Origin of the sequence: Cryobacterium sp. TMT4-31, from assembly GCF_004403385.1 — a bacterium.
Taxonomy (GTDB): Bacteria; Actinomycetota; Actinomycetes; order Actinomycetales; family Microbacteriaceae; genus Cryobacterium; species Cryobacterium zongtaii.
This window is the reverse complement of the sequence record NZ_SOGI01000012.1, coordinates 1-7,228: the sequence shown is the minus strand read 5'-3', so window position 1 is coordinate 7,228 and position 7,228 is coordinate 1. Positions and strand designations below refer to the sequence as shown.

8 protein-coding genes are annotated in these 7,228 nt (G+C 69.7%); 3 read left to right on the top strand and 5 right to left on the bottom strand.

Going from position 1 to position 7,228, the window contains the following annotated elements:
• Positions 1-99 precede the first annotated feature (99 nt).
• Positions 100-885 carry a hypothetical protein gene (locus E3T19_RS03035; protein WP_088455385.1) on the bottom strand — a complete coding sequence of 262 codons (786 nt, stop codon included), beginning with the start codon at positions 883-885 and terminating at the stop codon, positions 100-102.
• A 10-nt stretch (positions 886-895) separates the two neighbouring features.
• Positions 896-1,882, bottom strand: coding sequence for a DMT family transporter (locus E3T19_RS03030; protein WP_240632387.1), 987 nt, complete (start codon positions 1,880-1,882; stop codon positions 896-898).
• An 83-nt stretch (positions 1,883-1,965) separates the two neighbouring features.
• On the opposite strand from E3T19_RS03030, the gene E3T19_RS03025 reads away from it, so the two are divergent.
• Positions 1,966-2,553 carry a hypothetical protein gene (locus tag E3T19_RS03025; protein WP_134408103.1) on the top strand — a complete coding sequence of 196 codons (588 nt, stop codon included), beginning with the start codon at positions 1,966-1,968 and terminating at the stop codon, positions 2,551-2,553.
• Here E3T19_RS03025 and E3T19_RS03020 read toward each other — a convergent pair.
• Together E3T19_RS03020 and E3T19_RS03015 are read right to left on the bottom strand one after the other, a co-directional pair.
• Entirely contained in the window at positions 2,532-3,752 is a 1,221-nt protein-coding gene (locus E3T19_RS03020) for a low temperature requirement protein A (RefSeq protein WP_103479660.1), read from the bottom strand. The genes E3T19_RS03025 and E3T19_RS03020 overlap by 22 nt on opposite strands.
• Before the next feature lie 23 nt (positions 3,753-3,775).
• Positions 3,776-4,099 (bottom strand): metal-sensitive transcriptional regulator, encoded by a 324-nt coding sequence (locus E3T19_RS03015; RefSeq protein WP_088455381.1) that lies wholly within the window; start codon positions 4,097-4,099, stop codon positions 3,776-3,778.
• A gap of 134 nt (positions 4,100-4,233) precedes the next feature.
• Between E3T19_RS03015 and E3T19_RS03010 the strand changes: the two genes are divergently transcribed.
• Both E3T19_RS03010 and E3T19_RS03005 read left to right on the top strand, forming a co-directional pair.
• A complete protein-coding gene (locus E3T19_RS03010; RefSeq protein ID WP_103460800.1) occupies positions 4,234-4,479 on the top strand; it encodes a heavy-metal-associated domain-containing protein in 246 nt (81 codons plus the stop codon).
• A gap of 29 nt (positions 4,480-4,508) precedes the next feature.
• Entirely contained in the window at positions 4,509-6,716 is a 2,208-nt protein-coding gene (locus E3T19_RS03005; protein WP_134408104.1) for a cation-translocating P-type ATPase, read from the top strand.
• Here E3T19_RS03005 and E3T19_RS03000 read toward each other — a convergent pair.
• On the bottom strand, positions 6,713-7,045 hold the full coding sequence (locus tag E3T19_RS03000) for a hypothetical protein (RefSeq protein WP_134408102.1): 333 nt from the start codon (positions 7,043-7,045) through the stop codon (positions 6,713-6,715). The genes E3T19_RS03005 and E3T19_RS03000 overlap by 4 nt on opposite strands.
• Between the last annotated feature and the right edge of the window lie 183 nt (positions 7,046-7,228).

Here is a 7,228-nt window from a genome sequence, read left to right as displayed (position 1 = left end):
GCATGGCTCCACGAATACAATCACCACAGGCACCACACCGCCATCGGAGGCAAGCCACCGATCACGCGGTTAACTAACCTGCCTGGGCAGTACAGCTAGCTAGCGTCCGCTGGTGCTGACCACCGGGGCTCCGCCGCAGGAGGAGGTCTGCGCCTCGGCGACTCGAGGGTCGTCCTCTGGCAGGGCGCCCGACACGGCGGTGTATCCATTGATGGCGGTGAGCCCGTCTGTCGACACCGTGATGCCCGTGGCCATCAGGGAATAGCTGTCGTCGCGGTTTTGGGTGACCTGGAGACCGTTCAACTCGACACCGCCTTCGACGTCGAGGCATCCCACCCCGGTGCCGTTGTCGTGGGTGTTCTGCATGTCGAAGGTGTACGGCCGGGCGTCCACACCGATGGGGGTTACGAACTCGCAGTCCACCAGCGCGTGCAGGGTGGCGCTGCGGCTGTCGTCGAGCACCGTCACGACCACACCATTGTGCAGTGTCGCCGTCCAGCCGTTGTGCCCGCCGGGGCCGGCCAGGTCGTCGGCGAGGGTGACGGTGGCGCCGGAGGCCGTGCTGATGCCGAAGGTGAACGGCGAGGTCGTCTCGTCGTACCACTCGGTGTCGTTCTCGCCGTCGCCGTCGACGTCGGCGATCTCAGCGCTGACCGCCTCGGCCGGCATCGACTCGGCCGTGGCAGGACAGCCCGTGGGCATGGCGACGGCGGGGTCGACCGACGAATCTGGTGTCGCATCCGCGGAGTCGCCGGGCTCGGCCGGCGTCACGGCGCTGGTCTGGGCCGCGCCGGATGCCGCGCACCCGGAGAGAGCAAGGGCCAGGAACCCGGCGACGACGAAATACCGACCGGCGGTCCTGGTTTTCGAGTGAACGGTTGACATCAGGATGATGCTACCGACGTTGTCTGGGGGGCCTCCGTGTTTCGGGCCCGCTTTCGGAGGCGATTGCCAGCGTGGACTGCGGGCGGTGCCTGGAGAGCCCGACAACACCGTAGGCCGCGATCGCGCCGGCGATGACAAAGGCGATCAGGGCGTAGGGCGGGGCCTCGGACGCCTCACCGAGCACGACGATGCCGATGCCGACCGCCACCAAGGGATCCACCACCGTGAGACCGGCGATCACCAGGTTGGGCGGACCCGTGGAGTACGCGACCTGCACGAACACACCGCCCACGACCGCCGCCGTGAGAATGCCGCCGACACACAGCAGGGTGAGCAGCGACAGGTCGCCGGCCACCAGCTGGGTGATCGTGAGTTTGGCCAGGGTTGCGACGAAGGCGTAGAGCACCCCGGCACCGAGCACGTAGGCCACGGCGGTGAGGCGGGCGCGGAGCAGCGTGAAGATCAGGCCGCAGACGATCAGGACGACGCCGAGCAGGATCAGGATGATCGCCACCTGGGGCGGCTGGATGGGCCGATCGGTGGCGTACACGGCAGCGATGGAGACGAAGATCACGATGCCGCCCACGGACAGGGCCACCGAACGCAACACGGTTCCGTCAAGCCTGGTGTGCGCGAGCCGGGAGTCCACCACGGTGGACAGCACCAGGGCGGCCACCCCGAGCGGCTGCACAACGAGCAGCGGAGCCAGGCCGAGGCTGGTCAGCTGCAGCAAAATGGCGAAGCCCAGCAGCAGCGTGCCGAGCAGCCAGGACGGTCGTCGCAACAGGGCCAGCAGCTGGCCGATACTCATCTTCTGCTGGTCGCCGGGGCGCATCCTGGAAGTCTTGCCCACGCCTCGGTGCTGCAGCTGAGCGCCGAGGGCCAGGAACACCGTGCCGGCGAGCGCGACGGCGATGCCGAGGTTCTTGCGGGCGACCGGGTCGAGAAACGACACCATCGCATCGGTGGCTTCGGTGGGCATTACGGGCACGAGCACATCCAGACCTTATTTCAGTGCGGCTGCCGCCGTCGATTCGGGCGGGTCTCCGCCTGGTCGGCGGTAGGTGTTAGCGTGCCCCCATGAAGCAGAGAGAGCTCTTCCTCCAGGCGGATGCCGCGTTGCGCTCCGTCATCGACCGGATCACCCCTGACGAGCTGATGCGGCCCGCACCGGCCGACTGGGCGGTGACGTCAAACCCCACCGTACGCGACGTTGTGGCCGCGCACGCCCGCGACGAGGCCTGGGTGCCCGATGTGCTGCTCGGCAGAACAATCGAGGATGCCGGCGGCACCTACGACGGCGACCTGCTCGGCGACGACGCGCTCGCCGCCTACGACCGGCTCAACGACACGGCCACCGCGGCCGTGCAGGAAGACCTCAACCCGGAGAAGGTCGTGCACCTGAGCTATGGCGACTTCACTCTTCGGGAGTATCTCGAGCACATCAGCATCTACCGGGCGTTCCAGGCCTGGTCCATCGCCCGCCACCTCGGCTGGGACTTCGCGTTGCCGGCCGCGTTGGTGGAGGCCCTCGAGGAGGTCATCGGCCCGCAGATCGACGGTTTCCGAGAAATGGGGGTGTTCCCGCCCGCGGTGCCGGTGCCCGAAGATGCGGACCGGGAGACCCGGCTGCTGGGGGCGGTGGGCTACTGGGTGCCGAAGGACTGACCGGCCTCGGCGGCCGACCGGGACCGGCGCGCCCGGTCGGCCAGGGTGATTGCTACGACGAGCACACAGACTGTCGCGACCAGGACCACCACCACGGTGACTCCCGTGACCGAGGCGAGCAGCGGCACCAGCAGTACCAGCGCCGCCGCGGGCAGGATCACCAGGGGCTGGATCTGCGACCTGGACACCAGCACCGCGTGCACGGCCCACAGCAGCACCAGGAAGACGCCCGCCGGCAGGGCCACCGCATAGCCCAGCGCCACCGGTGACACCTCCAGGTGATGACCGGCCTCGGCCACCGCCACCTCGAGTCCGGCACCGAGGGCCGCGAGCGCGGCGAACACGCCGTAGTGGCCGTACCCCCACAGGAAGGAGCGGCTGCGTTTGACGGAGAGCCCCTCCCCCGCGGGCTCGAGGAAGTAGAGCCACCAGATCGCGAACAGTGTCACCAGTGCCGCAGCGGACACGAGAACCAGGTCGCCGCTCACGCCGCCCTCGCTCAGGGCGTCCTGGACGCCGTAGGTGGCCGCCAGCACGCTCTCGCCGAGCAGGATGATGGTGAACAAGCCGTATCGCTCACTGATGTGGTGCGGGTGCCAGAAGGTCATGCCGGTGCGTTCCGCCCAGAGCGGCACGGCCAGGTCGAGCGCCGCGAAGACGAGGAACGAGAGCACGCCGACCTCTTCAGGCAGGGCCAACCGGGCCAGCCAGCCCAGTTGCACGAGGCTGACCCCCGCCGCATATCGCCAGGCCGTCACCCGGCTCGCCGGATGCTCGAAGCCGGCGCGCAGCCACTGGGCCACCAGGCCGATGCGCATGATGAGGTAGCCCAGCGTGATCGCGCGAAAGTCCTGCTCGGTGAACGCTGCGGGCACCCCGGCGGCGAGCACGAGTACCCCACCCATCTGCAGCATGGTGAGCAGCCGGTAGGGCACATCGTCGGTGTCGTAGGCCGACGCGAACCAGGTGAAGTTCATCCAGGCCCACCAAATGGCGAAGAACACCATCAGGAACGGGCCGACCTCTTCGAAGCCGTGGCCGCCCTCGATGCCGTGCGCGAGCTGCACCACAAGCTGAGCCACCGCAACGACGAAGGTGAGGTCGAAGAGCAGCTCGAGCGGGCTCGCCGCCCGGTGTGCCTCGCCGGTGTCGCGGGCGCTCATGCGCCGGTGGAGTCTGAAGCCGCCCGCATCCGTCATGCGCACAGCATATTGACTGGGCGTTACGAACGCACCAGCCGGGCGATGGCGTCGCCGGCTTCCTTGAGCTTGGCCTGGGCCTCGTCGCCGCCGACGGCCACGGCGTCGACGACGCAGTGGCTGAGGTGGTCGTTGAGCAGGCCCAGGGCCACCGACTGCAGGGCGCTGGTCATGGCCGAGACCTGGGTGAGGATGTCGATGCAGTACTTGTCGTCGGTGACCATGCCCTGCAGCCCGCGGGCCTGGCCCTCGATACGGCGCAGGCGCTTGAGGTAGTCGTCCTTGTTGGAGATGTAGCCGTGCGGGCCGTCGTGGGTGTGGTCTGCGGGGTGGTCTGCGGTCGTCATTGTGCGCTCCTGGCTGTCGGCTGACCTTATACCCCCTCACGGTATCACGATGGTGCGCTAGAGTACCCATAGGGGGTATCCCCATTCCGCAACATCCGTACGCAACATCCGTATCGTAAGAGAAGGTTCGCATCATGGCTCAGACAGAAACCGTCACCGACTACCTCGTCACCGGCATGACCTGCGGCCACTGCGTCGCCAGTGTCATCGAAGAGGTGTCCCTGGTGCCGGGGGTCAGCGCGGTGACCGTTGACCTCGCCGTAGGCGCCGCCAGCACCGTGCACGTCACGAGCGCAACCGCCCCCGCTCGGTCCGACATCCGCGCCGCCATCGACGAGGCCGGCTACGAACTGCAGACCACCGCGGGCGCCGCCGCGTGAACGAGCCCGTCGACCTCGTGGTCGGCGGCATGACCTGCGCGTCCTGCGCCGCCCGCATCGAGAAGAAGCTCAACCGGCTGCCCGGCGTGGTGGCCACCGTGAACTACGCCACCGACAAGGCCACCGTGCGCCTGCCGCAGGGCACCAGCATCGACGACGCCATCGCCACGATCGTGGCCACCGGCTACACGGCGCGGCTGCCCGCACCGCCCGTCGCCGCCCCGGCCGCCGAGCCGATCGAGCTGGATGCCGACACCCTCGCCCTCCGCCGGCGGCTGCTGATCTCGACGATCCTGGCGATCCCGGTGGCGGTGCTCTCGATGGTGCCGGCCCTGCAGTTCACCAACTGGCAGTGGCTTGCGCTCACGCTTGCCGCCCCGGTGGCCGTCTGGGGCGCCTGGCCGTTCCACCGTGCCGCCGCACTGAACGCCCGGCACGGTGCCGCGAGCATGGACACCCTGATCAGCGTGGGTGTGCTCGCCGCGTTCGGCTGGTCGCTCTATGCCCTGTTCCTCGGCGATGCCGGAATGGCCGGCATGACCATGCAGATGGACCTGAGCATGACGGGGTCAGGGTCCGCCGAGATCTACCTCGAGGTCGCCGCCGCCGTGACCGTGTTCATCCTCGCCGGGCGCTACGTCGAGGCCCGCGCCAAGACCCGCTCCGGCGCGGCCCTGACGGCGCTGGTGAACCTGGGCGCCAAGGACGTCGCGGTGCTCCGCGGAACGCTGGAACAGCGCATCCCGATAGCCGAACTCGTCGTCGGCGACGTGTTCGTGGTACGCCCCGGCGAGAAGGTCGCCACCGACGGCATCGTCGTCGACGGCGCCTCGGCCATCGACACCAGCCTGCTCACCGGCGAGACCGTGCCCGTGGAGGTGGGCCAGGGCGACACCGTGGTGGGTGCCACGGTCAACGCCGGCGGCCGTCTCACGGTGCGCGCCACCCGGGTCGGCGCCGACACCGAACTGGCCCGCATCGGCCGCCTGGTCGAGCAGGCCCAGACCGGCAAGGCGCCGGTGCAGCGGCTCGCGGACAGGGTGTCGGCGGTGTTCGTGCCCATCGTCTTCGTCATCGCGCTAGGCACCCTGGCCACCTGGCTGGTGCTCGGCGCCAGCGCCGAGCAGGCCTTCACGGCCGCCGTGGCCACCCTGATCATCGCCTGCCCGTGCGCGTTGGGCCTGGCCACTCCCACGGCGTTGCTGGTGGGCACCGGCCGTGGCGCCCAGCTGGGCATCCTCATCCGCGGGCCGCAGATCCTGGAGTCCACCCGCCAGGTGGACACCATCGTGCTTGACAAGACCGGCACCGTCACGACGGGGCGAATGGCGCTGCTCGGCGTGCACGTCACGGCGGCGGTGTCCGCCGACGCCGGCGAGACCGAACTCCTGCGGTTCGCGGGCGCGGCCGAGGCCGGCTCCGAGCATCCGATCGGCGTTGCCGTCGTGACCGGAGCCGCAGCTCGGGTCGGCGTGCTGCCGGCGGCCACCGACTTCGCCTCGGCGCAGGGCTTCGGCGTGCAGGCCGTCGTCGACGGGCACCTGGTGCTCGTGGGGCGGCCACGCTGGCTCGCCGACGAGTGGCAGATCACCCTGCCGAACGATCTGCAAGCCACGCTCGACACCGTCGAGGGTGCCGGCCAGACGGCCGTGGTCGTGGCTTGGGATGGCGAGGCCCGGGGCATCCTGACCGTCGCCGACGAGGTCAAGCCCTCCAGCGCCGCGGCCGTCGCACAGCTGGTGGCCCTGGGCCTCAGCCCGGTGCTGCTCACCGGGGACAATCCCACCGTGGCACGTTCCGTGGCCGACCAGGTGGGAATCGGCGAGGTCTTCGCGGGAGTGCTGCCCGCGGAGAAGGTGGAACGGGTGCGTGCCCTGCAAGCCGCCGGCCACGTTGTGGCGATGGTCGGGGACGGGGTGAACGACGCCGCGGCTCTGGCCGCCGCCGACCTCGGCATCGCGATGGGTACCGGCACCGACGTGGCCATCGAGGCCAGCGACATCACCCTCATGCGGGCCGACCTGCTCGCCGTGGTCGACGCCATCCGGCTCTCGCGGCGCACCCTGGGCACCATCAAGGCCAACCTGTTCTGGGCGTTCGCCTACAACGTGGCCGCGATCCCGCTCGCCGCGCTCGGTCTGCTCAACCCGCTCATCGCGGGCGCGGCGATGGCGCTGTCGTCGGTGTTCGTGGTCACCAACAGCCTGCGCCTGCGCGGGTTCCGGGCGTCGAGCTAGCGCCCTCCGCCGGCCGTGCCGTGCCGGGCGGCCGGCAGTCGCCAGGCCAGCACGGCCGTGACCAGACCGACGATGCCGAACACGACCTGCAGCGGGTGGAAGCCGATCAGCGAGAACTGCACGATCTCGAAGAGCACCAGGCCCACTCCGGCGGCCAGCGAGAGAAGGCGGGCGTAGGGGCCGCGGCGCCACTGCCAGACGGCGGTGACCGCGAAACCGAGCCCAACGAACAACGCCAGGGCGGCGCCGGGCAGCAGCCAGGTCTCGAACACGGTGCCCTCGAGGGCCGCGGAATCGGCCATCAGGAGCGAACCGTTAGGGGCCAGCATCCCCCGAGTATCGTCCGGCGGCCGGTTGAGCGCGAGGGGCGGCGAGCACGGTACGGCACGGCGGCACAGCACGCATCCGGCGACCCCTAGCTGTACTGCCCAGGCAGGTTAGTTAACCGCGTGATCGGTGGCTTGCCTCCGATGGCGGTGTGGTGCCTGTGGTGATTGTATTCGTGGAGCCAT

What these genes read in the sequence shown, in the direction of transcription:
- E3T19_RS03020 (WP_103479660.1), bottom strand. Translation starts at nt 3,752, where the DNA reads ATGACGGATGCGGGCGGCTTCAGACTCCACCGGCGCATGAGCGCCCGC.
- E3T19_RS03015 (WP_088455381.1), bottom strand. Translation starts at nt 4,099, where the DNA reads ATGACGACCGCAGACCACCCCGCAGACCACACCCACGACGGCCCGCAC.
- E3T19_RS03035 (WP_088455385.1), bottom strand. Translation starts at nt 885, where the DNA reads ATGTCAACCGTTCACTCGAAAACCAGGACCGCCGGTCGGTATTTCGTC.
- E3T19_RS03005 (WP_134408104.1), top strand. Translation starts at nt 4,509, where the DNA reads ATGACCTGCGCGTCCTGCGCCGCCCGCATCGAGAAGAAGCTCAACCGG.
- E3T19_RS03000 (WP_134408102.1), bottom strand. Translation starts at nt 7,045, where the DNA reads ATGCTGGCCCCTAACGGTTCGCTCCTGATGGCCGATTCCGCGGCCCTC.
- E3T19_RS03025 (WP_134408103.1), top strand. Translation starts at nt 1,966, where the DNA reads ATGAAGCAGAGAGAGCTCTTCCTCCAGGCGGATGCCGCGTTGCGCTCC.
- E3T19_RS03010 (WP_103460800.1), top strand. Translation starts at nt 4,234, where the DNA reads ATGGCTCAGACAGAAACCGTCACCGACTACCTCGTCACCGGCATGACC.